At 63.5% G+C, this 26,111-nt stretch carries 21 protein-coding genes and 1 tRNA gene; 12 read left to right on the top strand and 10 right to left on the bottom strand.

The window, feature by feature from the left end:
* Window positions 1-2: 2 nt before the first annotated feature.
* Window positions 3-1,859 (top strand): CHASE2 domain-containing protein, encoded by a 1,857-nt coding sequence (locus JNB71_RS09275; RefSeq protein WP_223215808.1) that lies wholly within the window; start codon window positions 3-5, stop codon window positions 1,857-1,859.
* A 120-nt stretch (window positions 1,860-1,979) separates the two neighbouring features.
* Here the strand turns inward: JNB71_RS09275 and JNB71_RS09270 are convergent, their stop codons facing one another.
* On the bottom strand, window positions 1,980-2,600 hold the full coding sequence (locus JNB71_RS09270; protein ID WP_220372228.1) for a FecR family protein: 621 nt from the start codon (window positions 2,598-2,600) through the stop codon (window positions 1,980-1,982).
* Between the two features lie 212 nt (window positions 2,601-2,812).
* On the opposite strand from JNB71_RS09270, the gene JNB71_RS09265 reads away from it, so the two are divergent.
* Window positions 2,813-3,703, top strand: coding sequence for a tetratricopeptide repeat protein (locus JNB71_RS09265; protein ID WP_220371532.1), 891 nt, complete (start codon window positions 2,813-2,815; stop codon window positions 3,701-3,703).
* A gap of 135 nt (window positions 3,704-3,838) precedes the next feature.
* Here the strand turns inward: JNB71_RS09265 and JNB71_RS09260 are convergent, their stop codons facing one another.
* Genes JNB71_RS09260 through pxpB form a run of 3 tightly spaced genes read right to left on the bottom strand, consistent with a single transcriptional unit; the run spans window position 3,839 to window position 6,535 of the window.
* A complete protein-coding gene (locus tag JNB71_RS09260; protein ID WP_220371531.1) occupies window positions 3,839-4,873 on the bottom strand; it encodes a proline racemase family protein in 1,035 nt (344 codons plus the stop codon).
* Between the two features lie 22 nt (window positions 4,874-4,895).
* Window positions 4,896-5,873: a biotin-dependent carboxyltransferase family protein gene (locus tag JNB71_RS09255; protein ID WP_220371530.1), complete on the bottom strand. Its 978-nt coding sequence runs from the start codon at window positions 5,871-5,873 to the stop codon at window positions 4,896-4,898.
* Entirely contained in the window at window positions 5,870-6,535 is a 666-nt protein-coding gene (gene pxpB / locus JNB71_RS09250) for a 5-oxoprolinase subunit PxpB (RefSeq protein WP_220371529.1), read from the bottom strand. The genes JNB71_RS09255 and pxpB overlap by 4 nt, the downstream gene beginning before the upstream one ends.
* A 213-nt stretch (window positions 6,536-6,748) precedes the next feature.
* Between pxpB and JNB71_RS09245 the strand changes: the two genes are divergently transcribed.
* From JNB71_RS09245 to JNB71_RS09205, 9 genes are all read left to right on the top strand, one after another.
* Window positions 6,749-7,522 carry a LamB/YcsF family protein gene (locus JNB71_RS09245; RefSeq protein WP_220371528.1) on the top strand — a complete coding sequence of 258 codons (774 nt, stop codon included), beginning with the start codon at window positions 6,749-6,751 and terminating at the stop codon, window positions 7,520-7,522.
* A 23-nt stretch (window positions 7,523-7,545) separates the two neighbouring features.
* A complete protein-coding gene (locus JNB71_RS09240; protein ID WP_220371527.1) occupies window positions 7,546-7,989 on the top strand; it encodes an acetyl-CoA carboxylase biotin carboxyl carrier protein in 444 nt (147 codons plus the stop codon).
* A gap of 4 nt (window positions 7,990-7,993) precedes the next feature.
* Window positions 7,994-8,383, top strand: a complete 390-nt coding sequence (locus JNB71_RS09235) for a hypothetical protein (RefSeq protein WP_220371526.1) — start codon at window positions 7,994-7,996, stop codon at window positions 8,381-8,383.
* Window positions 8,384-8,477: 94 nt separating this feature from the next.
* On the top strand, window positions 8,478-9,284 hold the full coding sequence (spdA, locus tag JNB71_RS09230) for a 2', 3'cyclic nucleotide phosphodiesterase SpdA (RefSeq protein WP_220371525.1): 807 nt from the start codon (window positions 8,478-8,480) through the stop codon (window positions 9,282-9,284).
* Window positions 9,285-9,493: 209 nt separating this feature from the next.
* Window positions 9,494-9,808, top strand: coding sequence for a YkgJ family cysteine cluster protein (locus tag JNB71_RS09225; RefSeq protein ID WP_220371524.1), 315 nt, complete (start codon window positions 9,494-9,496; stop codon window positions 9,806-9,808).
* Between the two features lie 176 nt (window positions 9,809-9,984).
* Window positions 9,985-13,680: a trifunctional transcriptional regulator/proline dehydrogenase/L-glutamate gamma-semialdehyde dehydrogenase gene (gene putA, locus JNB71_RS09220; protein ID WP_220371523.1), complete on the top strand. Its 3,696-nt coding sequence runs from the start codon at window positions 9,985-9,987 to the stop codon at window positions 13,678-13,680.
* Window positions 13,681-13,855: 175 nt separating this feature from the next.
* Complete coding sequence (locus JNB71_RS09215; protein WP_220371522.1) at window positions 13,856-14,440, top strand: IMPACT family protein; 585 nt, start codon at window positions 13,856-13,858, stop codon at window positions 14,438-14,440.
* A gap of 191 nt (window positions 14,441-14,631) precedes the next feature.
* The gene (locus JNB71_RS09210; RefSeq protein WP_220371521.1) at window positions 14,632-15,618 is read left to right on the top strand and encodes an aldo/keto reductase; all 987 of its coding nucleotides are present in this window, start codon (window positions 14,632-14,634) and stop codon (window positions 15,616-15,618) included.
* A 58-nt stretch (window positions 15,619-15,676) separates the two neighbouring features.
* On the top strand, window positions 15,677-16,105 hold the full coding sequence (locus JNB71_RS09205; RefSeq protein WP_220371520.1) for a DUF1810 domain-containing protein: 429 nt from the start codon (window positions 15,677-15,679) through the stop codon (window positions 16,103-16,105).
* Window positions 16,106-16,187: 82 nt separating this feature from the next.
* On the opposite strand, the gene glf is transcribed toward JNB71_RS09205, so the two are convergent.
* From glf to JNB71_RS09190, 3 genes are all read right to left on the bottom strand, one after another.
* Window positions 16,188-17,345, bottom strand: coding sequence for a UDP-galactopyranose mutase (gene glf / locus JNB71_RS09200; protein WP_220371519.1), 1,158 nt, complete (start codon window positions 17,343-17,345; stop codon window positions 16,188-16,190).
* Window positions 17,346-17,358: 13 nt separating this feature from the next.
* Complete coding sequence (locus JNB71_RS09195) at window positions 17,359-19,404, bottom strand: glycosyl transferase (RefSeq protein ID WP_220371518.1); 2,046 nt, start codon at window positions 19,402-19,404, stop codon at window positions 17,359-17,361.
* A gap of 518 nt (window positions 19,405-19,922) precedes the next feature.
* Window positions 19,923-20,666 carry an SDR family oxidoreductase gene (locus JNB71_RS09190; protein ID WP_220371517.1) on the bottom strand — a complete coding sequence of 248 codons (744 nt, stop codon included), beginning with the start codon at window positions 20,664-20,666 and terminating at the stop codon, window positions 19,923-19,925.
* A 96-nt stretch (window positions 20,667-20,762) separates the two neighbouring features.
* Between JNB71_RS09190 and JNB71_RS09185 the strand changes: the two genes are divergently transcribed.
* Window positions 20,763-21,659, top strand: coding sequence for an AraC family transcriptional regulator (locus JNB71_RS09185; RefSeq protein ID WP_220371516.1), 897 nt, complete (start codon window positions 20,763-20,765; stop codon window positions 21,657-21,659).
* Between the two features lie 75 nt (window positions 21,660-21,734).
* Here JNB71_RS09185 and JNB71_RS09180 read toward each other — a convergent pair.
* The 3 genes from JNB71_RS09180 to JNB71_RS09170 form a co-directional block, all read right to left on the bottom strand.
* Window positions 21,735-21,811: transfer RNA gene (locus JNB71_RS09180), tRNA-Arg, on the bottom strand.
* Between the two features lie 194 nt (window positions 21,812-22,005).
* Window positions 22,006-23,487, bottom strand: coding sequence for an ATP-binding protein (locus JNB71_RS09175; RefSeq protein WP_220371515.1), 1,482 nt, complete (start codon window positions 23,485-23,487; stop codon window positions 22,006-22,008).
* A gap of 283 nt (window positions 23,488-23,770) precedes the next feature.
* Window positions 23,771-25,777 carry a methyl-accepting chemotaxis protein gene (locus JNB71_RS09170; protein ID WP_220371514.1) on the bottom strand — a complete coding sequence of 669 codons (2,007 nt, stop codon included), beginning with the start codon at window positions 25,775-25,777 and terminating at the stop codon, window positions 23,771-23,773.
* Window positions 25,778-26,111: the final 334 nt, after the last annotated feature.

Below are 26,111 nucleotides of genomic sequence, written 5' to 3'. Positions count from 1 at the left end.
CCTTGAAAAGCTTCCGCCTGCCCCGGGTCAAGCCGCTGTTTGCCGGAGCGGTTGCGAGCGTCCTGGGTGCGCTGTTCCTGTTCTTCTCCGCCGGACCGGTGCTTGAAACGCAGCGCGAGCTTTTCTTCGATTCGCTGACGCAATGGGTACCGGCGCCGCAATCCGATCAGATCGTGGTCATCGACGTGGACCGGAAATCGCTGCTGCAGACTGCGGCGAAGAGTTGGGGCCGCGGCGAAACGGCCGAGTTACTCTCCCGGTTGTCGGCGGCCGGTGCCAAGGCCGTCGCGCTCGATTTCATTTTCAGCACGGCCTGCGATCCCGGGGAGAAATCCAACGCCGCGCTGACGCAGGCGATTTCGGCCGTGCCTACCATTCTCGGCTTTCTGATTGCCGATGGCGGCCCCGAGCATCCGGCACCTGTTCCGCCCGTCGCGGTCCGCCGTCCGGTGGCGATCCCCGACCTGTGGTTCATCGATGGCGCCGAAGCCTCGTGCCCGTTTCTGCAAAAAGCGTCGCGGTCGGCGGCAGCCGCCTTTCTCGTCGGCGACGAGGATGCCCGCATCCGCCGGGTGCAGGCCTTTTCGATCCTCGGCAACGATGCCTATCCGACGCTCGGGCTCGAGGCTGCACGCCTGGCCGAAGGCGGCCGCACGCCGATCCTCGGCGGCCAACCCGCCTGGCTGAAGCTCGAAGCCCGGCTGATCGAACTGGACGAGGATGGCAGCATGCGGTTTGCCGCAAGCTCGAGCGCCACGATCGCTGCGCGCACGGTATCGGCGGGCGACGTGCTGAGCGGCGCCGTCGCCGACGCGCGGTTCAAGGGCAAGACGGTGTTCATCGGCAGCAGCCTTCCCAATCTCGGCGGCCTGCGTTCCACCGCCTCGATGCCACTCGAACCTTCCGTGCAAATCCATGCCGACGTCGCCAATGCCGTGCTGACCGGCTTCATCCCCCGTCGCGATGCGCAACTTCCACTTCGTGAGGCGGCGCTTGCTTTGGTCGGCGGGCTGCTGGTCGCCCTGATTGCGACCCGCCTGCGGCCGGTGACGTCGGCGCTCCTGGGGCTTCTGGCGATTTCCGCGACGATCGCGGCGGCCGCGGCGATCTATGCCGCCTCCGCCCTGCTGGTCGATGCCGTCGGCATCAGCCTTGCCCTCGTCTTCGTGCTCGCCGTCACCAGCGTGCTGCAATTTGCCCGGGTCAGGCGGGCAGAATCGGCGGCGCGCAGCAAGTTCTCGCAATACCTGCCGCAATCCGTCGTGGCCCGCTACATCGACAACCCGGATGACGACCGCGTCGCCGGCGAGGAGCGACCGGTGACGGCGCTTTTCACCGACATCGAGGGCTTTTCCACCCTGTCGCAGAAGCTTGCGCCGCGCGACCTCGTTACCCTGCTCGACACCTATTATGCCGAGGTGAACGGACTGGTCGCCCGCTACGGCGGCATGGTCGACAAGGTGGTGGGGGACGCCGTGCATGCGTTCTTCAACGCGCCGGAGGATCTCGAGGACCACGTCAACAAGGCGATCGACTGCGCCGAGGCGATCCGGGCGCTGACGGAGGAAATGCGCCGCCGGCCGGGCTTCGTCGAACATCAATTCGGCCGCACGCGGATCGGTATCGAAACGGGGATCGCCGTGCTCGGCGAAGTCGGGGCCGGCGGCAAGCTGGACTATACCGCCCATGGCGACGCCATCAATCTCGCCGCCCGGCTGCAGGAAGCCAACAAGTTCCTCGGGACCGCCATATGCATCGGCCCGGAAGCGGCCGTCCAGAGCGGCCGCAAGCTGCGGTCGCTCGGCATGCACGAAATCCGCGGCTTCGGCGAAATGGAATTGTTCACCAGCGAGGCCTGAGGCTAGAGCATGATGCCGAAAAGTGTGAGCGGTTTTCGGACGACATCATGCTCTACTTCTTTGATTCTGGAGCCGGATGATTTTAGGTCGATTCGACCTAAAATCATCCGGCTCTAGGCCTCAACGCGTCAGCCCGACGCTCGCATAAGCCTCGACGATTCTGGCTTCCTTCCAGACGACGGGCTGCGTCGGCGCATCGCCGGGCCTGGCGATCTCGACACCCTCGCCGGCCCCCACCAGCCGCTGGACACCACCGCCATCGACAGACACTTGGCCGTGTTCGACAAACACGGCGAAAACACCGCGGTTCGGGCCGGCGAAGAATTTCGTGCCCCGCACGCCGATCATGCCGAAGGTGGTTCGCAAGGCGAGGTCGATCTTGGCAAGGCCTTCCGGCCTGTCGAAGACCATCTGCCCCATGCCGAGCTCCATGGTGCCGCCCTGGCCGGCGATGAAGCTGTCGACAAGCAGCTCCGTCTCGCTGCCGAGCAATATCCGGGTATCGGCGAGTTGCAGGTCGGCGAAGCTTTCGGCAGCGGTCCGGACGAAGTCGTTGTCCATGATCTGCGCGCCGGTCGCCAATCCCTCTTCCTTCTCCGCGCGCTTCAGGTTGACCTTGCCGCGCACATCGGTTGCCTTGCCAATGACGGCGTTTGCATGCGCCGGGATGGCGAACAATCCCCCCATGGCCAAAGCGCAGCCGCCGACGAATGTCCGCCGTCCGATCCGGACGTGCCGCATCGGCATGTTCTCTCGCGTCATTGCCCTTGCTCCTTGTTCAAACAGGCCGGTTTTCGACGCAGCATCCGCGCACAGGCCAGGAAGCCTGCCGGACACTCCTTTGGCCGGATTGCTTTCATTCTTCCTCCCCGGCGGCCTGAAACGCTGTTTCCCAAGGAACAGCCATGCGCCGGCTTGCTCCCTAGGGTGGCACAAACGCCAGGGAGAACGCTATGAAAAACGAAACCAGCAAGCGCATTTCCGTGATCAACGCCATCCTGCTCACCGCCGTCAGCCTGCTTGCGATCGCAGCGATCGCCATTCCCCCCGCCCGCGCTGCCTCACCGATGCTGCCAGCCGACCAGTGTGATGCCGAGGCCGGCAGCGAACACGATCTGCAGCGCAACCTGTCCTTTCGCCCCGTGGCGACCGAGGATCTCCGCATCGGTATTGCCCTCTCGGCCTGCCGCGAAGCCTTCAACCAGGGCAGCGGCCCACGCCAGACCTTTCAGCTCGCCCGCGTGCTCCATGCCGCCGGCCAGCACGCGCAAGCCTTCCAGATGCTCGAAAAAGCGTCCGAAGGCGGGCATGCGGCCGCGATGGTGAACTATGCCGTCATGCTTGGCGAAAAGGGAGATCACGACACCGCTTTCGCACTCTTTGAAAAAGCCGCCGCCACCGGGAACATCATGGCCGCGTACAATCTCGGCGTCGCCTATCGCGATGGCGTCGGCACGTCCGCCAATGGCTCGCTTGCCGCCCAGTGGTTCGAGCGGGCCTCGGTCGCCAGGGACAATCTCGGCGCCTTCAACCTCGCCGTCATGCTGGACGAGGGGACGCAGGTTCGCGAAGACGATCAAAAGGCCGCGCGGTTCTACCGGCTGGCCGCTGACCGCGGCAATGTCGATGCGATGGTCAATCTCGGCCTGATGCTGGAAAACGGCGAAGGCATGCAGGCCGACCCGGTTGCCGCCGCTGCAATGTTCGCGAAGGCTGCGGAAAATGGCGACGCATTCGCCATGACGAAGATTGCCAAGCCGGGGATCGATCCGGCAACAACAGCCAGCGTCCAGCCGAGCGAGCAGGCAAACCTCGTTCTGGCAAAATCGGGCCGCGTCAAGTGAGGCAGCCGCATCCAAGAAACGGCTTGCGGCCTCCCCATGCCGTTCAGCCGCGCGCGGTCCGCTGGCCGGGCAGGGACCGGCCGCCGCAGCGCCTGTTTCTCGCCATCAAACCGTAAGCATAAACTAACACATTCGTCAGCGGATTTCGCCGGCCTGCGGCCCCCAGGTATCGGTCAGGGCAAATCCCTCGGCCAGCGGATCGAACGGATCAAGCGCCACCTGATGCAGCCCGAAGGTCCAGCCGCGGCCGGAAATCGTCGGGATGATCGCCGGACGGCCCGCCACCTCAGTGACGCTTTCCAGCCCCACCTCGAATTCCGAACCGATGATCGAACGCGACGTGAAGACGTCGCCCACCTTCGCCAACCCTCGCGCGTGAAGCGTCGCGAGATTGGCGGAGCTGCCGGTGCCGCAGGGCGAACGGTCGACCCGCCCCGGCCACATCGTCGTGCAGGTGCGCACCGTACCGTCGGCTTCGGTATCGCGGAACATCACATAGGCGACGCCCGTGATCTCCGGAATTTCCGGGTGGACGACCGGGATCGTGCGGTTGACGAGGTCCTTCAGCATCATGCCGGCCTCGACGATCCGGCGGGCGTTGGCCTTTTCGATCGTCGTGCCGATCTGCGCGACGTCGACCAGCGCATAGAAGACGCCGCCGAAGCAGAGGTCCATCTTTATCCGGCCCCAGTCGGGCGTATCGACCTCGACATCCAGCTCATGCACGAAGGAGGGAACCATGGTGAGCTTGACGCGCTCGCAACGGCCGTCGCGGCAGGTGGCCGTCGCCTTGACCAGGCCGGCGGCAGTATCGAGCATCACCACCGTCTCCGGTTCCTTCATCTCGACAATGCCGGATTCCAACAGCGCCGTCGTCACGCAGATCGAGTTCGAGCCGGACATGGCATGCGCCTGATCCGCTTGCAGGATAATGAACCCTGCATCCGCCTCCGGCCGCTTTGCCGGCACCAGGAGATTGACGGAGCCGATCGATCCTGAGCGTGGCTCGAGGCAGAGGAAACGCCGCAGGCTGTCATCGACGGTATTGATGTGGTTCAGCTGTTCGGCGATCGAGTTGCCCGGGATTTTCGGCACGCCGCCGATCGCCACCTTGCCGATCTCGCCTTCGCAATGAACATCCAGCAGCTGGATCGTACGTTTCCATCTCATCATTCGGCTCCAGTGTCGAAAATCAGTTCCAGCCGCGCATCAGCGCCGCGTCTGCGGCAAGTGCGGCCATGAAAGTGCGTTGTTGCCTGAGTGCTGCCACCGCCGTGTCCCGATCGGTAAGCTCGAAGCGCAGCCGTGCGCCGACCGGCGCCTGCGCGAGCTTCCACAGATCCGCCTCGATGACATTGGCGATCTTCGGATAGCCGCCGCAGGTATTGGCCTCGGCAAGCTGGATGATCGGCTGGCCGTTCGGCGGCACCTGCACCGTGCCGGGCATGATACCATGCGAAAAGAGTTCCAATTTGCGGATAAGCGTCAGCTCCGGGCCGCTCAGGCGATAACCCATACGATTGGCATCATTGGTGATCAGCCAGTCGGTTTCATGAAATTGCGAGCGTGATTCGCCGGTGAAGACAGCATATTCGGCGCTCGGCAAGACGCGCAAGACGATCGCTTCGTCCTTTGCCGCTGCAGGTCCGCGCAGCGCCGATACATCGGCGCCGTAACCACCCTCCATCCGCAACATTCTGCGAGACCCCTCGGCAAGCGCCAGCCTGTCGCCTCGGTGCAACCCGCGGCCCTCAAATCCGCCGAAAACGCTCTTGAGATCGGTGGAACGCGAGCCAAGCACCAGCGGCACGTCGATACCCCCCTGGAAGGCGATGACGGTGCGGGCACCCCAGCGCGGCAGGCCGAGCGTCAGCGCCTCGCCCGCCTTCGCAGTCATCGCCCACCAGCCGGGAACCTGCCGATCATCGAGCTTTGCCGGGCAATCGGCCCCCGCCACGGCAAAGACCGTATCGGCCTTGAACCGCAACCGGAAGGGAAACAGCGCCACCTCGATGCCGGCCGCGCCCTCGTCGTTTCCGACGAGCAGGTTGGCGATTTCGAGCGCCGGGGCGTCCATGACGCCGGAGTGCCCGACGCCGGCATCGAGGTAGCCCGTGCGCCCGAGATCCTGCACGGAATTGACCGCGCCGGTCGACAGGATCTCGATCATGGCTGGACCTCCAACACACGGAAGTGGATACGGTCGCCCGGCTTGCAGGCGCACGGTGGATCGCGCAGCGGGTCGAACAGCGGCACCTCTGTCTTGCCGATGATGTGCCAGCCGGACGGTGCCGTGCAGGGCATGATGCCGGCTTGCGCGCCGCCGATGATCACCGAGCCGACCTTCACCTTCATGCGCGGCACGGCCCGGCGGGGAAAGGCGAGCTGCGGATCAAGCCCGGAAAGATAGACGAAACCCGGCATCGCGCCGACGGCCGCCACCGAGTAGACCGCTTCCGAATGCCGGCGCACCACCTCTTCGACGGTTAGCCCGGCATTGTCCGCAAGCGCCGCCAGATCCTCGCCGTCCGGCCCGCCATAGACCACCGGGATGTCGATATCGCGGCCTGAGACCGCGTCCGGCACCACCGTCTGCCAGATGCGCAGAAGCTGCTGTTCCACTTCGCCGGGCGAAATCGCCAGCGGGTCGAAGACGATCATCAGATTGTTCATGCCGGGCACAGTCTCGGCCACGCCGTCGACCTTCAGCATCCATGCCGCCACGGCCCAGATTCTCGATTGGATATCGTCCGAAAAAACCGGACCGGCAGCGTCGAGCAGGATCGCGCCTGCGCCTTGCGAGCTCAATCTGGGAGAAACAACGTCTGTCACCTGAAAATCCGCCGAGGAACCTTGCCGCTTCTCTGATATATTAGCTTGCGGGTCTTGCCTAGCCGTATCGCATTCACAGCTTCGATCTGATTGCAGCGCTGACGACACGTCAATCATCCTTTGCGACGACGCGGAGGCGCATCCTGTCATTTCCCTAACCCCCGACATAGGCTAAGATCGGTTTGCCTCAAATCATCAGGAAGCGGAAAAGCCTTGAACACCAAACGCTTGAGCGTCGATCTGAACTCCGACATGGCCGAAGGATTCGGCGCCTACCGGATGGGTGACGACGATGCAATCCTCAAGGTCGTCACCTCGGCGAACATCGCCTGCGGCTTTCATGGCGGCGATCCGGAGATCATGGCAACGACCTTCGCCCTGGCGAAGGAGCGCGGCGTCGCCGTCGGCGCCCATCCCGGCTTTCCCGACCTCTGGGGCTTCGGGCGCCGCAACATTCCTTTCTCCGCCGGCGAGATCGAGCGCCTCGTCGCCTACCAGATCGGCGCGGCGCAGGCGATGTCGGCCTATGCCGGCCATCCCATCACCCATGTGAAGACGCATGGTACGCTCGGCAACCTGACCCAGCAGAACGCCGAGGTGGCAATGGCCGTCAACCGCGCCATCAAGGCCGTCGATCCGTCGCTCGTCTGCCTCGTCATCGCGCTCGGCCACCAGCAGCGACAGGCGAACGAGATGGGACTGAAGACTGCATCCGAAATCTTTGCAGACCGGGCCTATACGGAGGAAGGTTATCTCGTCGACCGCAAGATCGCCGGTTCGGTGATCCACGACCCTGCCGAGGCCGCCGCCCGCGCCGTTCGCATGGTCCGCATGAATGCCATCGAGACGATAAGCGGCAAAAGCATCAGAACCCCTATCGACTCGATCTGCGTTCACAGCGACACGCCGGCCGCCGTCATGATTGCAGCAACTGTCCGGCTCGGCCTGGAGGCCGAGGGCATCACGGTGAAGAACTTCCTTTCCTGATCCCTGCCGAAAACGAGACATTCATGGACCTCGACCTGATCGAACGGCTGATGCGCCTTCTGGAAAATTCCAGTGTCAACGAGTTGGAACTGACGGAAAACGGTACGCGCATCCGCCTGTCGAAGACGATTGCGGCACCTCGGTCCAACGCATCCAACGCGGCCGCTTCGTCAGGCGGAGCCCGAGCGGAAGCGACAGCGTCCGCCGCCGCGGCAGGGTCGAAGGAACATGTCGTCGTCGCGGGTTTGCCCGGCACCTTCTACCGCTCGCCGCTGCCGGGCGAACCGCCCTTCGTCGAGCTCGGCGCCCTTGTCGAAGACGGCCGCAAGCTTGCCATCATCGAAGCCATGAAGATGATGAACCCGGTCGAAGCCGACTGCGCCGGTCGGATCACCGCAATCCACGTCGCGGACGGCGCGGCGGTCACCGCGGGCATGCCGCTGATGACGATCGAGATGACGGCGTGAGCCGATGAACAGCAAAGACATTCAGAGCGTGATCGCCTTGATGGAGCGGCACGGCGTTGCCACGTTCGATTACGAACACGGAACCACCCAGCTTCATCTGACGATTGGCGCCGATGCGCACGACGCCGCGCCGGCTGACCCGGCGGCGATGGCGAATCCGGAGACGATCCGCTCACCCGGGGTCGGCATCGTTCTCTATGCTCACCCTGCAAATGCCGGGCCAGTGCCGGCGCTGCCGCGAAAGGCCGCGAAAGGCGAGGTCGTCGCCTATATCAAGACGGGCCTGACCCTGCGCGCCGTTCTTGCCACCAAGGACTGCCGCCTCCAACGCGTGCTCGTCGCGGAAGGGACGGGTGTCGGCTATGGCGAAGCACTGCTCGAAGTCGCGCCGTGATCGAACAATCCCAATTATGTTGCTTGACGCCCCGGCTTCCCGCGGCCAGCCTGACGGCATTCATTAGTGGTTTCTTTACAATGGGCGCGCCGCGATGACGAAGCTGATCGTCTTCACCGACCTGCACATGGTGCCCAAGGGCACATCGATCATCGGGCTTGATCCGTTCCAGCGACTATCCGCCGGCATTGCGCACGTCAACCGCTACCATCCCGACGCTGACCGGGTGATCGTCATGGGCGACCTGGCGCACCAGGCCGACCGGCCGTCCTATGAGCGGCTGAAAGCCTTGCTCGACCAACTGATTCCGCCGCTCGCCATCACCATCGGCAATCACGACAGGCGCGACGTGTTTCTCGACGTCTTTTCCACCGCTGCCCGCGACGAGGACGGCTTCGTGCAGCAGGCCATCGATTTCCCCGACTGCCGCGTCGTCATCCTTGATACGCTGTTTGCGCCGCCTTACGACTATCCGCGCAGTCACGCCGGCTTCCTCTGTACCAGGCGCCTTGCCTGGCTCGACCGGCAGCTGGAAACGGCCGGCGACCTGCCGGTACTGCTCTTCATGCACCATCCGCCGCACGCGACCGGCTTTACCGGCATGGACCTGATCCGCCTGATCAACGAGGTGGACTTCTATGACGTGGTGAAGCGTCGCGGCAATGTGCTGCATCTCTTCGCCGGCCATGTGCACCGGACGATTTCCGGATCCAGCCGGGGCATTCCCTTTTCCGTCTTCAAAAGCCCGGTGCACCAGCAGCCGATGCCCTTCCAGGCACCGGACGCCTCGCTGTCCGTCGACGAACCCGCCGCCTACGGCATCGCCGTCATGACCGACACGGGGGTGCTGGTACATACCGAGGATTACGAGATCGCGGTTCGGGATGCAGCGGTTGCTTAGCGCCGCGCATCAAATGCTCTCGGCATTCGATCCGAGACCGATCGCGGACGTCCGTCGGACGATGCCCCACTCTGCAAGAGCTGCAATGTTGTCGTGAACGCGCTTCACATCCCCGCTCGATGGACCTCGCCAGTCCAAGCAGCTTCGGCAGCCGGCCATGTCTCCCTATCCTATTCCGCTCGCACGGAATTTCAGCTACCCTACGTGCCATGACCCTCATCGTTCCCACCGAAGATTTCGATTGCCAGAGTTGTGGCGCCTGCTGCAGCTATTCCGAGGAGTGGCCGCGTTTTTCGCTGGAAACGGAGGAGGAGCTGGAACGGATCCCCGCCGAATATGTCTCCACAGATCTCGGCGGCATGCGCTGCGAGGACAATCGCTGTTCGGCGCTGGAGGGAAAGCTCGGCATCCATGTCGGCTGCCGGATCTACGCCGTGCGACCGATCGTCTGCCGCACCTGCATGCCTGGCGACGACGAATGTCTGACGGCCCGCCACAAGCTGTCGCAGAAAGTCATGCTCTGACTTCGGATCGTCCGGCACGATTTTGGTTAGGCCGTATACTACACGGTTTATCTGATAAAAATCAGGGAAACATTCATTTCTTACGACATTTAACCGGATGGATATCCGGAAACCTCTGCCTTATTTTGCACGCAGGATTGGAAGGCGCGCCGCGCCAGTTCAGAGGGACGAGATCGATGAGCCAGCCGCAGAAAACTCCGCAGACCAAGGCCGCCCCCCTGCCCTTCGAAAACTTCGCGTCGCCGATCGCCACTCAGACGACGCTGCGCCAGGCAATCACCGCCTCCTACCGCCGGCCGGAAACCGAGTGCCTGCCGCCGCTGGTCGACGCCGCGACGTTGCCTGACGATATCCGCGCCCGCGCCAGGGCCACCGCGGCCAAGCTGATCACGGCGCTACGCGCCAAGCACAAGGGATCCGGCGTCGAGGGGCTGGTGCATGAATATTCGCTGTCGAGCCAGGAGGGCGTGGCGCTGATGTGCCTGGCCGAGGCGCTGCTGCGCATTCCCGACACCGCCACCCGCGACGCGCTGATCCGCGACAAGATCGCCGACGGCGACTGGCGTTCGCATATCGGCGGCGGCCGCTCCCTCTTCGTCAACGCCGCCACCTGGGGCCTCGTCGTCACCGGCAAGCTGACCGCCACCGTCAACGACCGCAGCCTGTCCGCCGCCCTTACCCGCCTGATCGCGCGGGCCGGCGAGCCCGTGATCCGCCGCGGCGTCGACATGGCGATGCGGATGATGGGCGAGCAGTTCGTCACCGGCGAAACCATCCAGGAGGCGCTGAAGCGCTCGCGGCCGCTCGAGGCCCGCGGCTTCCGCTATTCGTACGACATGCTCGGCGAGGCCGCGACCACCGCTGCCGACGCCAAGCGCTACTATGCCGATTACGAAAACGCCATCCACGCGATCGGCAAGGCCTCGAACGGCCGCGGCATCTATGAAGGCCCCGGCATCTCGATCAAGCTGTCCGCCCTGCATCCACGCTATTCGCGCGCTCAAGCTGCGCGCGTTATGACCGAGCTGCTGCCGAGGGTGAAGGCCCTGGCGCTGATCGCCAAGCGCTACGATATCGGCCTCAACATCGACGCCGAGGAGGCCGACCGACTGGAGCTTTCGCTCGACCTGCTCGAAGCGCTGCGCCTCGATCCGGACCTGTCCGGCTGGAACGGGGTCGGCTTCGTCGTCCAGGCCTATGGCAAGCGCTGCCCCTTCGTGCTCGATTTCATCATCGACCTCGCCCGCCGCTCCGGCCACCGCATCATGGTGCGTCTCGTCAAGGGCGCCTATTGGGACGCCGAGATCAAGCGGGCGCAGCTCGACGGGCTCGAAGGCTTCCCCGTCTATACCCGCAAGGTCCATACCGACGTTTCCTATATCGCCTGCGCCCGCAAGCTGCTGAGTGCCAAGGACGTCATCTTCCCGCAATTCGCCACCCACAATGCGCAATCGCTGGCGACGATCTACGAAATGGCCGGTCCCAATTTCAAGGTCGGTGATTACGAGTTCCAGTGCCTGCACGGCATGGGGGAACCGCTTTATGACGAGGTGGTCGGCAAGGCCAATCTCGACCGTCCGGCCCGCATCTATGCGCCGGTCGGCACGCATGAGACGCTGCTTGCCTATCTCGTGCGCCGTCTCCTGGAAAACGGCGCCAACTCCTCCTTCGTCAACCGCATCGCCGATCCGGCCGTCTCCGTCGACGAACTGGTCGCCGATCCGGTCGACATCGTGCGCGCCATGCCGTTGATGGGTGCGCCACATGACCAGATCAAGCTGCCGTCCGACCTTTATGGCGGGCGTCGCAACTCCGACGGTCTCGACCTCTCCAACGAGGCCTCGCTGGCGATGCTTTCCGAGGCGCTGAAGGAAAGTGCCGCGATCGCGTGGACCGCTGCGCCGCAGCTTGGATCACAGACCCTGCGCGGCGAAAGCCGGTCCGTGCTCAATCCCGGCGACCACCGCGACGCCGTCGGTTCGGTCATCGAAACCGCCGAGGACGATGCCCGTCGCGCCGTCCACATCGCCCTTGCCGAAGGCGCCAGATGGAGCGCCGTTTCGCCGGCCGAGCGCGCCCAGCGCCTCGTGCGCGCCGCCGACCTGATGCAGGCGCGCATGCCGACGCTGCTCGGGCTGATCGTCCGCGAAGCCGGCAAGTCGCTGCCGAATGCGATTGCCGAAGTGCGCGAGGCGATCGATTTCCTGCGCTATTACGCCGAGCAGGCAAGCCGCACGCTCGGACCGGCGCATCAGGCGCTCGGACCGATCGTCTGCATCAGCCCGTGGAACTTCCCGCTGGCGATCTTCACCGGCCAGATCGCCGCAGCCCTCGTCGCTGGCAATCCCGTTCTGGCAAAGCCCGCCGAGGAAACGCCGCTGATCGCGGCCGAAGGCGTGCGTATCCTGCACGAGGCCGGCATCCCGTTGGAAGCCCTGCAGTTGCTTCCCGGCGACGGCCGCGTCGGTGCCGCCCTGGTTGGTGCCGAAAATATTGCCGGCGTGATGTTCACCGGCTCGACGGAAGTTGCCCGGCTCATTCAGGCGGGGCTTGCCGATCGCCTGTCGCCATCCGGCCGGCCGATCCCGCTTATTGCCGAAACCGGCGGCCAGAACGCCATGATCGTCGACAGTTCCGCGCTTGCCGAACAGGTCGTCGGCGACGTCATCGCCTCGGCCTTCGACAGCGCCGGCCAGCGTTGCTCGGCGCTGCGCGTGCTCTGCCTGCAGGACGATGTCGCCGACCGCGTGCTGACCATGCTGAAGGGCGCGCTGCACGAACTCGATATCGGCCGCACGGACCGGCTCGCCGTCGATGTCGGGCCGGTGATCACGGCCGAAGCCAAAGGTGTCATCGAGAAGCACATCGAGGCGATGCGCGGACTGGGCGCCAAGGTCGAGCAGATCGCGCTTTCCCCGGCCACTGCCGAGGGTACCTTCGTGCCGCCGACGATCATCGAGCTGAAGCAGCTTTCCGACCTGAAGCGCGAGGTCTTCGGTCCCGTCCTGCACGTGCTCCGCTACGAGCGTGACGATCTCGACCGGTTGATCGACGATATCAACGCCACCGGTTACGGCCTCACCTTCGGCCTGCACACCCGCCTCGACGAGACGATCGCCCACGTCACCTCGCGTGTGAAGGCCGGCAATCTCTACGTCAACCGCAACATCATCGGCGCCGTCGTCGGCGTGCAGCCCTTCGGCGGGCGCGGCCTCTCCGGCACCGGACCGAAGGCCGGCGGCCCGCTCTATCTCGGCCGCCTCGTCACGGTCCCTCCGGTGCCGCCGCAGCACAGCTCGGTACATACGGATCCAGTGCTGCTCGATTTCGCCAAGTGGCTCGATGGCAAGGGACTGAAAGCACAGGCGCAGGCGACCCGCGAAACCGGCAGCCAGTCGGCGCTGGGGCTTACGACCGAACTGACGGGGCCTGTCGGCGAGCGCAACCTCTATGCGCTGCATGCACGCGGCCGTATCCTGCTCGTGCCGGAGACCGAGGACGGCCTCTACCGCCAGCTTGCCGCCACGCTTGCCACCGGCAACCATGCCGTCATTGATAGCGCGTCAGGTCTGAAGGGTGCATTCAAAGCTCTTCCAGCCACAGTCTCCGCCCGGATTTCCTTCACCGCGGACTGGAAGGCGGACGTGCCATTTGCCGGCGCGCTGGTCGAGGGCAATGCTGAGCGTGTCCGCACCGTCAACAAGCAGATCGCCGCCCTGCCCGGCCCGCTGGTCCTCGTCCAGGCCGCATCAAGGGAGGAGCTTGCCCGCAATCCGGACGCCTTTTGCCTGAACTGGCTCTTGGAGGAAGTCTCGACCAGCATCAACACGGCAGCCGCCGGCGGCAATGCGAGCCTGATGTCGATCGGGTAAGACGGGTGGGGGCGGTCTTCTCCCGTCCTGTTGAAAGGCAGACGCTACTGCAACCTTTATCTTTGCTGGCTTGGCAGCATTTTCGCCGCAGCTGATCTCCCCCTTCAGGGGGAGATGCCGGCACAGCCGACAGAGGGGGTTTCCTTGCTCCCCGCTTCCCTGCCATAACGCAGCCATGTACACCCTGAAAGACACTGCAACCCACACGCAGGAAATCAAGAAAAGCCGCTTCCTGGCGATCTGCGGCCCCGTCGCGAACGAGGACGAAGCCAGGGATTTCATCGCGCGCCATTCCGACCCGACGGCGACCCACAATTGCTGGGCCTTCCGCATCGGCCAGACCTATCGCTTCAACGATGACGGCGAGCCGAGCGGTACGGCCGGAAAGCCGATCCTGCAGGCGATCGACGGCCAGTCGCTCGATCATGTCGCTGCCCTCGTCGTGCGCTGGTTCGGCGGCACCCTGCTCGGCAGCGGCGGCCTCATCCGCGCCTATGGCGGCACGGCGGCCCTGTGCCTGCGCGCGGCGGAGAAGACGGAGGTCATCGCGACCGTCAGCGGTACGGTCGGCTGCGCATTTTCCGATCTGTCATTGATCAAGGCCCGGCTTGCCGGCATGGGCGTGACGATCACGGGCGAGACCTTTACCGGCACCGGTGCCAACCTCTGCCTGCAAATTCCCAAGCATGCCTGCGAGGCCGTGGCGGCGGCCATACTCGATCTCAGCCGCGGCCGGGCGGCTCTTAAATTGGAAGGTTGATTTTCGCCTCCACGCAGAAGTGTTATAACACTTTGAAAACAAGAACCATTTTTCTCAAAATCGCGCGTCCGCGCAAGTTTGTGCACTGGCTCCTCCGTCACATTCGGAATAAAAACAAAAGGTAAAGCAAGAAACCCCGGTTTCGTTTGGCCGGATTGAGGGGCGCGCCGCCGCCCGGCGAGGAATCACACATGAAAAGTAGAACTCTTGGGCGCACCGGCGCCACTATTTCCGAAATCGGCTTCGGCGCGTGGCAGATCGGCGGCGCCTGGGGCGATGTCTCGGAGGAGGACGGCAAACGGGCGCTGAATGCCGCGCTCGATGCCGGCGTCACCTTCATCGATACGGCCGACGTTTACGGCGACGGCCGCTCGGAAAAGATCATCGCTTCGGTGCTCAAGGAACGCGGCGGGAACAAGCCATTCGTCGCCACCAAGGCCGGCCGCCGACTGAGCCCCCATGTCGCCGATGGTTATACCGGCGCCAATATCGAAGCCTTCATCGACCGCAGCCTTACCAATCTCGGCGTTGCGACGCTCGATCTCGTCCAGCTTCATTGCCCGCCGACGGAGGTCTTCTACCGTCCGGACCTGTTCGGCGCGCTGGATGGCCTGATCGCCAAGGGCAAGATCCGCAATTATGGCGTCTCGGTCTCCACCGTCGAGGAGGGGCTGAAGGCGATCGAATATCCCGGCGTCGCGACGATCCAGATCATCTACAATATCTTCCGCCAGCGTCCGCATGACCTGTTCTTCGAACAGGCGCAGAAGAAGAATGTCGGCATCATCGTCCGTGTGCCGCTGGCCTCCGGGCTGCTGTCCGGCAAGATCACCGCCGATACCAAATTTGCCGATGACGACCATCGCAAGTACAACCGCCACGGCGAGTTCTTCGATGTCGGCGAGACCTTCGCCGGCGTGCCGCTCGAAGTCGCGCTCGAGGCCGTCGAGCAGGTGCGGCCACTGGTGCCGCAGGGTGTCTCCATGGCGCAGTTCGCGCTCGCCTGGATCCTCCAGAGCCCCGCCGTCTCGGTCGTCATCCCCGGTGCCCGCAACGCGGCGCAGGCCAAGGCGAATGCCGCCGCCAGCGACGTTCCCGCACTTCCCGAGGAAACGATGGCGGAACTCGCCGACGTCTATGAGCGTTTGATCAAGGTTCACGTTCACCAGAAGTGGTGACGATCTGAGCCGCGCCGGAGGTTTGGCGCGGCCCTCCCGGATGGTCGAGGTGCAGCCGATGAACGATCCCTATCGTCTCTCCCGCTTCGTCGAGGCGCAGGAACCGGTCTATGAAACGGTCCTTCGCGAACTGGAACACGGCCGCAAGGAAAGCCACTGGATGTGGTTCATCTTTCCGCAGATCGCCGGCCTCGGTCATTCGCCGACCGCCCAACGGTTTGCCATTTCGTCCCTCGATGAAGCCCGCGCCTATCTCGCGCATCCGCTGCTCGGCAGCCGTCTGATCCAGTGCACCCGCACGGTCAACGCCGTGCGCGGCCGCACCGCGCACCAGATCTTCGGCTCGCCGGACGACATGAAGCTGCACTCGTCGATGACGCTGTTTCGCGAAGCGGCCAGCGATCCAGAGCCGTTCACGACCGCGATCGACCGCTATTTCGGCGGTGAAGCCGACCAGCGGACGCTCGACATTGTTGCGCAGTCCTGAGATCCGCGGGAGACATGCCACAGATGAGGAGGCGCCGGCGAGCATCCGCCGAAGACCGGATCAAGACGATCTTGGGTGTCCGTCACACCGGCGAATGCAGAAACGCGGGCATCGGCGCGCTCTCGGCCAAACGGGAAAGATAGAGCCGTGCCGTGTCGAGAGCCTCGCGAATCGTCACATCCATGTCGAGATAACGGTAAGTACCCAGCCGCCCGACGAAGGTGACGGAGGCTTCCTGCTCGGCGCGCGCCACATAGTCGGCAAGCTGCTCCTTCTCCTTGACCAGGCGTATCGGATAGTAGGCGATGTCTTCAGGGCCGCAAACGCGGGCGGTTTCCCGATAGCAGACTGAACCGGCGTGCTCTTCCCAGGGAGAGAAGTGCTTGTGTTCGGTGATCCGCGTGTAGGGCACGGAGACGTCTGCATAGTTCATGACCGCGCAGCCCTGATAGTCCCCGTCGTAGGTAAACCGCTCGAAATCGAGGGTGCGATAACCGAGCCGGCCAAACTCGTAGTTGAAATAGCCGTCGAGCGGGCCGGAATAGAAGACATGCCTGAAGTCTTTTCCTTCGGCACGGTCAAAATGCGTGCCGAGTTTGACCGTGATGTTGGGATGGTCGAGGATATGTTCGACCATCCGGGTATAGCCGTTTTCAGGCATGCCCTGATATTTGTGGAAGAAATAGTTGTCGTCATAGTTGAAACGCACGGGAAGCCGCTTCAGGACGGAAGCCGGCAATTCCGTCGGCGAGCAACCCCACTGCTTTTGGGTATAACCTTTGAAGAAGGCCTCATACAGGTCTTGTCCAACAAAGCGCAGCGCTTGCTCCTCGAACGTCTTTGGCTCGCTGATGGACTTGTCGGCCTGTTCTTCGATGAAAGCGCGCGCCTCGTCCGGTCTGAAATTCTTGCCGAAAAACTGGTTGATCGTATGGAGGTTGACGGGCAGCGAATAGACTTGGCCATTGCTCGTCGTCTTGACGCGGTTCTTGTAGGGCAGAAACCGCTGGAAGCTGTTCACATAGTTCCAGACCTCGGTGTCGTCCGTGTGGAAAATGTGCGGCCCGTAGACATGGACCATCACTCCGGTCGCCTGGTCGCGCTGCGTATGGCAGTTTCCGGCGATATGATCGCGGGTGTCGAAGATCTCGACCTGGTGGCCCGCCTGCGCCAGGTCACGCCCGATCACTGCACCCGACAGGCCGGCTCCCACCACGGCAATTTTTCCGTTCGCGCGCATTCCAGACCAGTCCTTAAGCCGTCGGGTCCGTCCACAAGCGGCCATCGCGGGCAAGCGGCGCATACTCGTTCCATTTGGCCAGTTTCTCGAGATACCGGCGCCGGTAGGCGCGATCATCCTCGAAGTCGATGTTCGCCGACACAACCTCGGTGCCGATTTCATAATAGACGTCGAGATTGCGCAGGTCGGGCACCGGCGTTTCGCCGCGCTCGGCCTCGCCCTGCATCTGCCAGAACAATTGCTCGAGGCGGCGTGCGAGCGCCGGAATATCGCGCAGCGCGCTAGTCTCGCGGTGGCGCTGCAGCGATTCCCTCACCGTCGCGAGGCTCTTGCGGTCACGCTCGAAGGCGATGGCCCGGCGTACGTAGTCGTCCGGCGTGCTGCAGATCAGTTCCGGGACGCCGGCGGCCGAGATGATGCTGCCGCAGAAACGCGCGGCGAAGCTTTTCCCGGTCATCGTCACGATCGGCAACCCCATGGTGATCGCGTCTGCCGCGGTGGAATGCGCGCCATAGGGAAAAGTGTCGAGGAAGAGGTCGGCCAGGCCGATGCGCGCGAGATGGTTCGGATTGTCCGCCTTGGGTGCGAAAATGAGCCGCTCGGCCGCCACGCCGCTTTGCACGGCTGCCTGGCGAAGCCGCTGGTTGACGTCCGCATCCCCTCCCAGCAGCCACAGCACGCTGCCCGGCGTCTGCGAAAGGATTGCCATCCAGCGGGCAAAGCAGCTGGCGTTGATCTTCTGCATGCCGTTGAAGCACGCATAGACGAAAGCATCCTCCGGCAGACCGGCCTGCGTCCGGCTTGGCGGCGCGGCAATCAGCCGCTTGCGGTCGACCGGCTGGTTGCAGGCAATCCGCAGCACCTTTTCGGAATAGTAGATCTCGTTCTCCGGCGGGACGATGTGCCCGTCGGCGATCATGTACTGATGGAACGGGCTGCCCATGGAACCCGGGTAGCCGCAGAAATTGACGATCACCGGTGCGGGCCGATAGGCGAAGATCTTGGTCCGTGCATGCTTGGTGTAGCCGTTGACGTCGACGAGGACGTCGATTTCGTCGGCAACGATTTGCGCTGCCGCTTCGAGGTCGTCGACCGCGGCGATATCGCGCCAGCAATCGACCGCGTTCCTGATCCGCTCCTGCGTCGCATCGTTCGGGCGGGGATCGCCGCAATAGTAGGCAAAGATTTCGACGCTGCTCTTGTCATGCAGCTCCAGAACCTCGCTGAGCGCGAAGCCGACCGCGTGCTCGCGCAGATCCGAGGACAGATAGCCGACGCGCAAGCGCTGCCTGGTTCCCGATTTCTGCCGCAGCGGCTTGCGCTGGAAGCCGCTGAGATCCGGCCGCCCGACCAGCGCTTTGTTGTAGCGGTAGGCTTTGGCGAGCTGGAACAGCGGGTCGTCGACATGGCAAGCGAGAGTAAGGGGCGACATCGCATCCAGCAACTGGCGGGTCGAGACGTGGTCCGATGCGACCAGGACCGGCCACTTGCACTGCCGCTGCCGCAGCGACGTCCAGTGCTGGCCCGCCTCGGTCTTGTCGGGCCGCAGTTCGATCGCCTGCCACAGGGCCGTTTCCGCCTCTTCCATCTGGCCCGAGCTCTCCAGAACGCGGCCGATGTGCTGGAGCATCATCAGGCGGTGGCTGACCTGTCCGGCGGTGATCTCGGCCGTCGCCTCGACAAAGCTGCGCCATTGCTGGACGGCCTGGACGGTCAGGCCGCAATCCTCCAGCGCACGGCCGAGGTTGACATGGGCCTGCCCGAAGCGCGGCTCGATCTTCAAGCAGGCGCGCAACGCATGGATCGAGCTGGCAACATCGCCCATCTGCCGCAGGGTGACCGAATAGTTGAAATAAGCGAGATGCAGGAGGGCATTGGCATCGTTGAACGCGATCCAGGTCTTGTAGAGCTCGGCTGCCTGCGGCCTTTGCCCGGCAGCGTTCAGGCTTTCCGCGATCTGAAACAACTCTGCGAGCGACAACTGTTGGGTTCGCGCCCGCTCCAACACGCTGGCGAGGGGCGAAACGCGGTCTGAGGCGAATGCATTATTGATGAGCATGGATATCTCGCAAACAGGCGGCCTGACGCTGGCGTCTATCCGCAGGACTTCTATCGGCACTAGCTTGCGTTGGGCTTGTCGCCTTGCAGGTTCCTGGAAGCCATGTCGACGTACATCATCAACCAGCGGGACAAGGTCGACGCCGATGACGGCGCTCAACCAGACGGGCACGCAATCGCAAGCCTCGCCACCGCGCAACTCGCGGCACTGAGCTCCACGCAGATGGCAGCCCTGGCCACCGGGCGATTGGTCGGAACCGGTCGCAAGGCCCAAAACGCTCGAATAGTAGCCGCCTGCGGACGCTGGCGCGCCGCCGGTTCCAACCAGCGCCCTCGACACGCTGCCTTACCAGACAGCGCGTGCAACCCAGGCAACGCCACTTACGGCAAGCCTTCGCCTATACGTTAAGCTCTTGTTGTTGCTTGCAGAAAAATGGCGCGCCAGAGAGGATGAAACTGGGAACCATTATACGGCCTCGCGCAAGCCTCATGTTTCATTGACCGGCGCGAGGCCATTGGCTACGCCGCGCGGGAAAGCGCTACCGCGTCCGGTCCCGCCGGAAAGCGCAACGTGCCGGTGGTATCGTTGACCGCCCGCCATACGGCTTCAGCCACATCGATTTCCCTAGTAGTCAGAGCCGGTTTCGCGAACGCCTCGAAGATCGGGCCTGCAAAGGCGGCGTAATCCTCCGGAATGAGGTCTTCCACACGCACAGAGGTGTTCTGGGCAAACTGCGTGGTGGGCGCGTAGCCGGGCTCCACAAGCTTGGCGATGATGTTGAAGTGCGCCAGCTCGTGCGCGAGCGAGCCGGTGAAGCCCTCGATGGCCTGCTTGCTGGCGGTGTAGGCCGCCGCCAACGGCATCGGGGCCAGGGTCACGCTTGACGTTACGTTTATGATCGCGCCCGACCGGCGCTCGCGCATCTGCGGGATGACAGCCTGGGTCATGGCCATGACACCGAAGGTGTTGGTGTCGAACACTTTCCGAATGTGAGATAGGGGCGTTGCTTCAAAGGCGCCTACGACGCCGATGCCCGCGTTGTTGACCAGCACATCGATGGGCCCGGCGGTTTCGATGGCCCCTTTGATGCTGGCCTCGCTCGTAACGTTCAGGCGCAGGATGCGCAGATTTTCCGAGGGCGGCAGGATGCCCTCGCGGGGGGTGCGCATAGTCGCAATGACGTTCCACTGTTTTGAAAGAAAGTAGCGAGCAGTCTCGAGACCGTAGCCCGACGAGCAGCCGGTAATCAATATGGTTTTCATGGCTTCATCTCCTTGTTGTCCATGAATCCATGCTAAAGCCGAGCATCTGGACTATCTATAATTGAAAGTCCAATTTTTGTTTGCTATGGTCCAAAAATGGTCGATCCGCTCTCTGAAGTCATAGGTCTGCTCCGTCCTCACGCCGTATTCACCAAAGGGATCAGCGGCGCGGGACGATGGGGCGTCCGCTACAGCGACTTCGGTCATCCGAGCTTTGCCATTGTGATTGAAGGCTCCTGCCGGCTGGCTGTCGATCGTCAAAAGGAATTGGTCCTGAACGCGGGCGATTTTGTTCTCCTGCCGACGACGCCCGGCTTCACAATGTCCGGCTTCGAACAGGTCACCCCGGAAATCATTGATCCCCACGCTGCGGCGAATGCGACCGGCGAGGTTCGCCACGGCCGGCAGGACGGCCCGCCGAGTGTTCGCATTATCGGCGGCTACTTCCTTTTCGGCGGCGAGGATTCTGGCCTGCTGTTGTCGCTGCTGCCAGAGCAGGTTCACTGCCGCGGCATCGAGCGGTTGTCGACACTGGTCCGGCTCTTGATCGACGAAGCCTCATCGGATCGACCGGGGCGCACATTGGTACTCACACGGCTCGTCGAGATTTTGCTGGTGGACGCATTGCGGCTTACGCAGACGCCCGACGCTCCTGTAGGATTGCTGCGAGGTCTCGGCGATGCCAGGCTGGCGGCGAGCATAAGGCAGATGCATGCCGATCCCGCTCGTCCTTGGACCATGGCCGATCTAGCAAAAGAGGCTGCGCTGTCTCGCTCAGCATTTTTCGACCGCTTCGCGCGCAATGTCGGGGTGCCGCCCATGGAATATCTGCTGTCGTGGCGGATGGCGCTGGCAAAAGACCTTCTTCGCCGGCAGGGAATCGAAATCGCTGAAGTTGCCGAACGCGTCGGTTACGGATCGGCCAGCACGTTCAGTACGGCCTTCAGTCGGCATGTTGGCCAGCCACCTGGCCGGTTTGCGCGCGCTTCCTAGAGCAAACACCAGGGTAGTTCATGGTGTTATTCGCGCGCCCAGTGAAGATCTAAGCGAAATCAAGGCGAAGAAAAATGGCGCACCCGAAGAGATTCGAACTCCTGACCCCCAGATTCGTAGTCTGGTGCTCTATCCAGCTGAGCTACGGGTGCGTGGCACGGCGGTGATCACCGCTTGCGTGGCGATCCTCTAAAACGTCCAACCGGGGAATGCAAGCGAATTTCCGCAAAAAGTTTCTTTTTTGCGCTGCAATATGGCTATCGCTTTGGAAAAGCAGGCAGATCTTCTTTGAGAGCTGTCATTGCCCTGTCATTTTCAACCGGCGAGCGCCCAAAACCCGCTGCGATCAGGGCCGGGTCTTGGAGCGGAACGCATCGAGCGGCACCGGCCGGTCCGGCAGCTCGATGCGGAACAGCGTTCCCGGCGTCGGCTTTTCGACGAGCGCGATGGTGCCGCCATGGGCAAGCACCAGTTCGCGGGCGATCGCCAGTCCGAGCCCCGTGCCGCCAGAGCGGGCCGAGCCGCGGAAGGCGGCGAACAGGTTTTCCCGTGCCTTCGGCGGCATGCCGGGACCGGTATCATCCACGGAGATGCTGACGACGCTGCCGGTGCGCATTGCCGCAACGGTGATGACGCGAGGGGAACCTGCCTCGCCCGGATCGTTCATCAGCGCCTGCACGGCGTTGCGGCAGATATTGTGGACGATACGGAACAACTGCTCGCTGTCGGCATCGACCTGCAGATCGTCGGCGATCTGGATGCGGAAATCGATGCCTGCATTCGGGTCGATCGCCAGCATTTCGGCGACGTCGCTGACCAGCAGCCGAAGCCTGACGAAACGCCGGTGCGGCGCCGGCTCGGTGGTGCGGCCGTAAGAGAGCACCTCGGTCGTATAGCCGACGGCGCGGTCGATGGTGCGCAACAGCGTCGGGGCGAAGCGCTTGACGATCGGATCGTCGACATCGGCCAGCCGGTCCGAGATCAATTGTGCCGACGACAGGATGTTGCGCATGTCATGGTTGATCTTCGACACGGCAAGGCCGAGATCGGCGAGGTTCTTCTGCTGCTTCAGGGTCTTCTGCAACTGCCGCTGCATGGCCGCGAGATGCTGGCCGGCAACCGATAGCTCGTCTTCGCCGGGCGCCGGGTCAAGCACGCGGGCGGGATCGGCAGGGTCGGCCGAAAAGTCCTGCATGTTGGCGGTCATCCGCCGGATTGGCGCAATCATCAGGCGGCGAATCGCCAGGAAAATCAGCGTGGCGGTGAACAGCGAAATCGCCAGAGAGAGGAAAAACATGTTGCGGGAATAGATCAGCATCGCCTTGCGCAGGCTCTGATCCTCCATCACCACCTCGATGATCGCGTCGCTGTCTCCCACGGGCCCGTAGATCCGCACCACCTTGTCGCCGCCGAACAGCAGCGTGTCGAAGGCGTCGCGGATGGCGGCAAGCGGCGTCATCGCCGCGACGTCGTACTGCGCATCGACTTCCGGCGGCATGTCCTCGGCGGCGATCAGCCGAGATTCATCCTTGCGCCTGAGCACGATCGCCTTGGTCCCCGTCGCCATCAGGGTTTCCTCCTGCAGCGGCCGCGAGAGCTGCACATCCTGGAGGCCGTCGACCACCACGCCGGCTGCAGCCGCCGTGTTGAGCCGGTCTTCCAGCCAGCGAATGCGCATGTTGGCGACGGATGGCACGAAGATCAGCACTTCGGCGAGCATGACGAACGATACCGTGAGCAGCAGCAGCCTGCCGGAAAGCCCGCGAAAAAAGCCGGTCCGCCGTGGTGGCTTGTGGAAGGCTGCGGCCCCTGTCTTTTCTGCCGTCATGTTCTTTGCGCGTTCCCGCCCCGGCCGGGACGCCGCGGCAGCCGGATGACGGCACGGGCGAACGGCTTACGTGTCAGAGCTTTATAATAGGCGATGCCTGCACGTTTTCCAATCTCCGTCATGGTCGCATGGGATGGGGCGGTGCCATATGCCGCTGCGACTGAGCTTGACGCGCTCCATTAATAATCGCGGCGAAAAACTCGCCGTGGCTGCACATGCAAAAATCCCGCGGCGATAGCGGATCGCCGCGGGACGATTGTTCAGCGCGTCACAGGAAACCGGGTCAGAATTCTTCCCAATTGTCCTTCGACACGGCGGCGCTCGCCGAGCCGCCACCGAAGGCACGGGCGACGGTGCCGAGCATCTTGCGGGCCGGCGAGGCAACCGGACGGGCGTTTTCGCGGACCGGTGCGACGACCGCGCTCGGCGGGGCATCGTTGAGCTTGAAGTGCGAGATCAACCGGGCGAGGTTGTCGGTTTCGGCCGAGAGCTTGTGGGTGGCGGCGTTTGCTTCCTCGACCATGGCGGCGTTCTGCTGCGTCACGTGATCCATCTGGTTGACAGCGATGCTGACTTCGCTGAGACCCGTCGACTGTTCGCGGGCGGCGGTGGCGATCGAGTGGATGTGGTCGTTGATCTTCAGCACCCGCGTCTCGATCTCGCCGAGAACCTGGCCGGTCTCCTGCACGAGCTTGACGCCGGTTGCCACTTCCGAACCGGATTTTGAAATCAGCGCCTTGATGTCCTTGGCGGCGCTTGCGGCGCGCTGGGCAAGCTCGCGAACCTCCTGCGCGACGACGGCAAAGCCCTTGCCCGCATCGCCGGCCCGCGCCGCCTCGACACCGGCGTTGAGCGCCAGAAGGTTGGTCTGGAAGGCGATCTCGTCGATGACGTTGGTGATCTGGCCGATTTCGCTGGAGGCCTGCTCGATGCGGCCCATGGCGTCGACCGCATTGCGGACCACTTCGCCGGACTGGGCGGCACTCTGCTTGGCTTCGGTGACCATGACGGTCGCCTCCTGGGCGCGGTCGGTCGAGTTGCGGACGGCGACGGTGATTTCCTCCAGCGCCGCCGACGTTTGTTCGAGCGATGCTGCCTGCTGCTCGGTTCGCTTGGCCAGGTCGTCGGCGGCGGAGCGCAGTTCGATCGAGTTGCCGTTGATCGAATCGGTCGTGGTGCGGATCTCGCGCAGCGTATTTTGCAGGGTCGACAGCGTATCGTTGACGTTCTGCTGCAGTTCGGCGAAGGCGCCGTGGAAGGTGCCGTTCATGTCCTGCGTCAGGTCGCCGGCGGCGAGGCTGGCGATGACGCGCCGCGTCTCGTTGATGCCGCTGTCGACGCTTGCGACCAGTTCGTTGACGCTTGCAGCGAAGCGATTGAGGTCGGCGTCGTCGTAGTCCTTGTTGATGCGGCGGGTGAAATCGCCGGCGGCGGCCGCGGCAACGACCACCGCGATGCTCGACTGCAGGTCGGCACTCTTTTGGCGCAGCGCCGTTTCCTGGGCATTGAGTTCGCGCACCGCAAGACCGTTGCGCTTGAAGACTTCGACGGTAGCGGCCATTTCGCCGATCTCGTCCTTGCGGCCGGCAAACGGCACGTCGGCGTCGAGATCGCCCTCGGCGAGCCGCTTCATCGTACCCGTCAGCCTGACGATCGGCTGGCTCAGTTCCTTCGTGCCGATGTAGAAGGCGATGCCAAGGCCGGCAACAAGACCGATGGCGGCCGTCACGAGGACGATCAGGATCATCTGTCTTTCGATGGCGCCCAGGTCTTCCTGGATTGCCTCCAGCGCGGCGCGGTCCGCGTCCACGACAGCGTCGATCTCGGCCTGGAAGGCCTTGCGGTTGGCGCGGTTGAGTTCGTTGTTGCCCTGCTCGTTGGCAGCCTGCGGCGAGACCTCCTGGCTGAGCCGCGCCGTCTCCGTACGGAAGGTGCGGAATTCGGCGGCACGCTTGACCACGGCCTCGAACGCCGGCAGTTCCTCCGGCGGCACCAGCGGCCGCCAGTCGGCGAGAAGCGCATCCATCTTGCCGAGGTTCTTCATCAGGCCTTCGGCGAAGGACTTGGATTTCTCGACCGTCGGGGCCGCGTAGATGCCGCGCGATTCCATCACCACCGCGGTCACCAGGCGGTTCAGGCGCTCGCCGTTGAAGGCACGATCCGAGGCATTGTCGAACTGGACGAGCCTTGCATTGTATTGCGTGATCACCGTCAGCGCCATGCCCGTCACGGCCAGCGTGATCAGGCTCATCACGCCGACGATGAGATAGATCTTACCTCGAATTTTCATGCGTACCCGTCTCCTCGCAACCTGCAAAAGGCCTGAAAGCGGCAACTTGCAGGCTTGGTTATATGCGGAGACACTAAGTCAAGGATGATTAACGAAGCACTTCCTGGACCGGTAGAATTGTGGGGGTCCCGCCTTAGGGGTTTCTTCAGCCTCTTATATTAATACGCTCTAATTTTTCAATCTTGCATTGAATCCACCGACGCAGATCGCGTGGCGCCCGGCGCCATCCGGAGCGCCTGAAACGTGCAAATCCCAGCTTTTCTGCGCCGGCAATTGACTTTCGCGCGTCTTTGCTCTTATAAGCCGCCCCACGTCCGGACAAGTCCCCTTGCGC

This window comes from Rhizobium herbae (genome assembly GCF_019511375.1).
Taxonomy (GTDB): Bacteria; Pseudomonadota; Alphaproteobacteria; order Rhizobiales; family Rhizobiaceae; genus Pararhizobium; species Pararhizobium herbae_A.
Note: the sequence above shows the minus strand (reverse complement) of the source record. Positions and strands in the feature narration are given on the sequence as shown.

Excerpts from the sequence above, each read along its gene's own strand:
- JNB71_RS09195 (WP_220371518.1), bottom strand. The coding sequence starts at position 19,404 with ATGCTCATCAATAATGCATTCGCCTCAGACCGCGTTTCGCCCCTCGCC.
- JNB71_RS09225 (WP_220371524.1), top strand. The coding sequence starts at position 9,494 with ATGACCCTCATCGTTCCCACCGAAGATTTCGATTGCCAGAGTTGTGGC.
- JNB71_RS09255 (WP_220371530.1), bottom strand. The coding sequence starts at position 5,873 with ATGATCGAGATCCTGTCGACCGGCGCGGTCAATTCCGTGCAGGATCTC.
- JNB71_RS09265 (WP_220371532.1), top strand. The coding sequence starts at position 2,813 with ATGAAAAACGAAACCAGCAAGCGCATTTCCGTGATCAACGCCATCCTG.
- JNB71_RS09185 (WP_220371516.1), top strand. The coding sequence starts at position 20,763 with ATGGTCGATCCGCTCTCTGAAGTCATAGGTCTGCTCCGTCCTCACGCC.
- JNB71_RS09270 (WP_220372228.1), bottom strand. The coding sequence starts at position 2,600 with ATGCGGCACGTCCGGATCGGACGGCGGACATTCGTCGGCGGCTGCGCT.
- JNB71_RS09260 (WP_220371531.1), bottom strand. The coding sequence starts at position 4,873 with ATGAGATGGAAACGTACGATCCAGCTGCTGGATGTTCATTGCGAAGGC.
- JNB71_RS09235 (WP_220371526.1), top strand. The coding sequence starts at position 7,994 with ATGAACAGCAAAGACATTCAGAGCGTGATCGCCTTGATGGAGCGGCAC.
- JNB71_RS09215 (WP_220371522.1), top strand. The coding sequence starts at position 13,856 with ATGTACACCCTGAAAGACACTGCAACCCACACGCAGGAAATCAAGAAA.
- JNB71_RS09170 (WP_220371514.1), bottom strand. The coding sequence starts at position 25,777 with ATGAAAATTCGAGGTAAGATCTATCTCATCGTCGGCGTGATGAGCCTG.
- JNB71_RS09205 (WP_220371520.1), top strand. The coding sequence starts at position 15,677 with ATGAACGATCCCTATCGTCTCTCCCGCTTCGTCGAGGCGCAGGAACCG.
- JNB71_RS09240 (WP_220371527.1), top strand. The coding sequence starts at position 7,546 with ATGGACCTCGACCTGATCGAACGGCTGATGCGCCTTCTGGAAAATTCC.
- JNB71_RS09175 (WP_220371515.1), bottom strand. The coding sequence starts at position 23,487 with ATGACGGCAGAAAAGACAGGGGCCGCAGCCTTCCACAAGCCACCACGG.
- putA (WP_220371523.1), top strand. The coding sequence starts at position 9,985 with ATGAGCCAGCCGCAGAAAACTCCGCAGACCAAGGCCGCCCCCCTGCCC.
- JNB71_RS09190 (WP_220371517.1), bottom strand. The coding sequence starts at position 20,666 with ATGAAAACCATATTGATTACCGGCTGCTCGTCGGGCTACGGTCTCGAG.
- JNB71_RS09210 (WP_220371521.1), top strand. The coding sequence starts at position 14,632 with ATGAAAAGTAGAACTCTTGGGCGCACCGGCGCCACTATTTCCGAAATC.
- glf (WP_220371519.1), bottom strand. The coding sequence starts at position 17,345 with ATGCGCGCGAACGGAAAAATTGCCGTGGTGGGAGCCGGCCTGTCGGGT.
- spdA (WP_220371525.1), top strand. The coding sequence starts at position 8,478 with ATGACGAAGCTGATCGTCTTCACCGACCTGCACATGGTGCCCAAGGGC.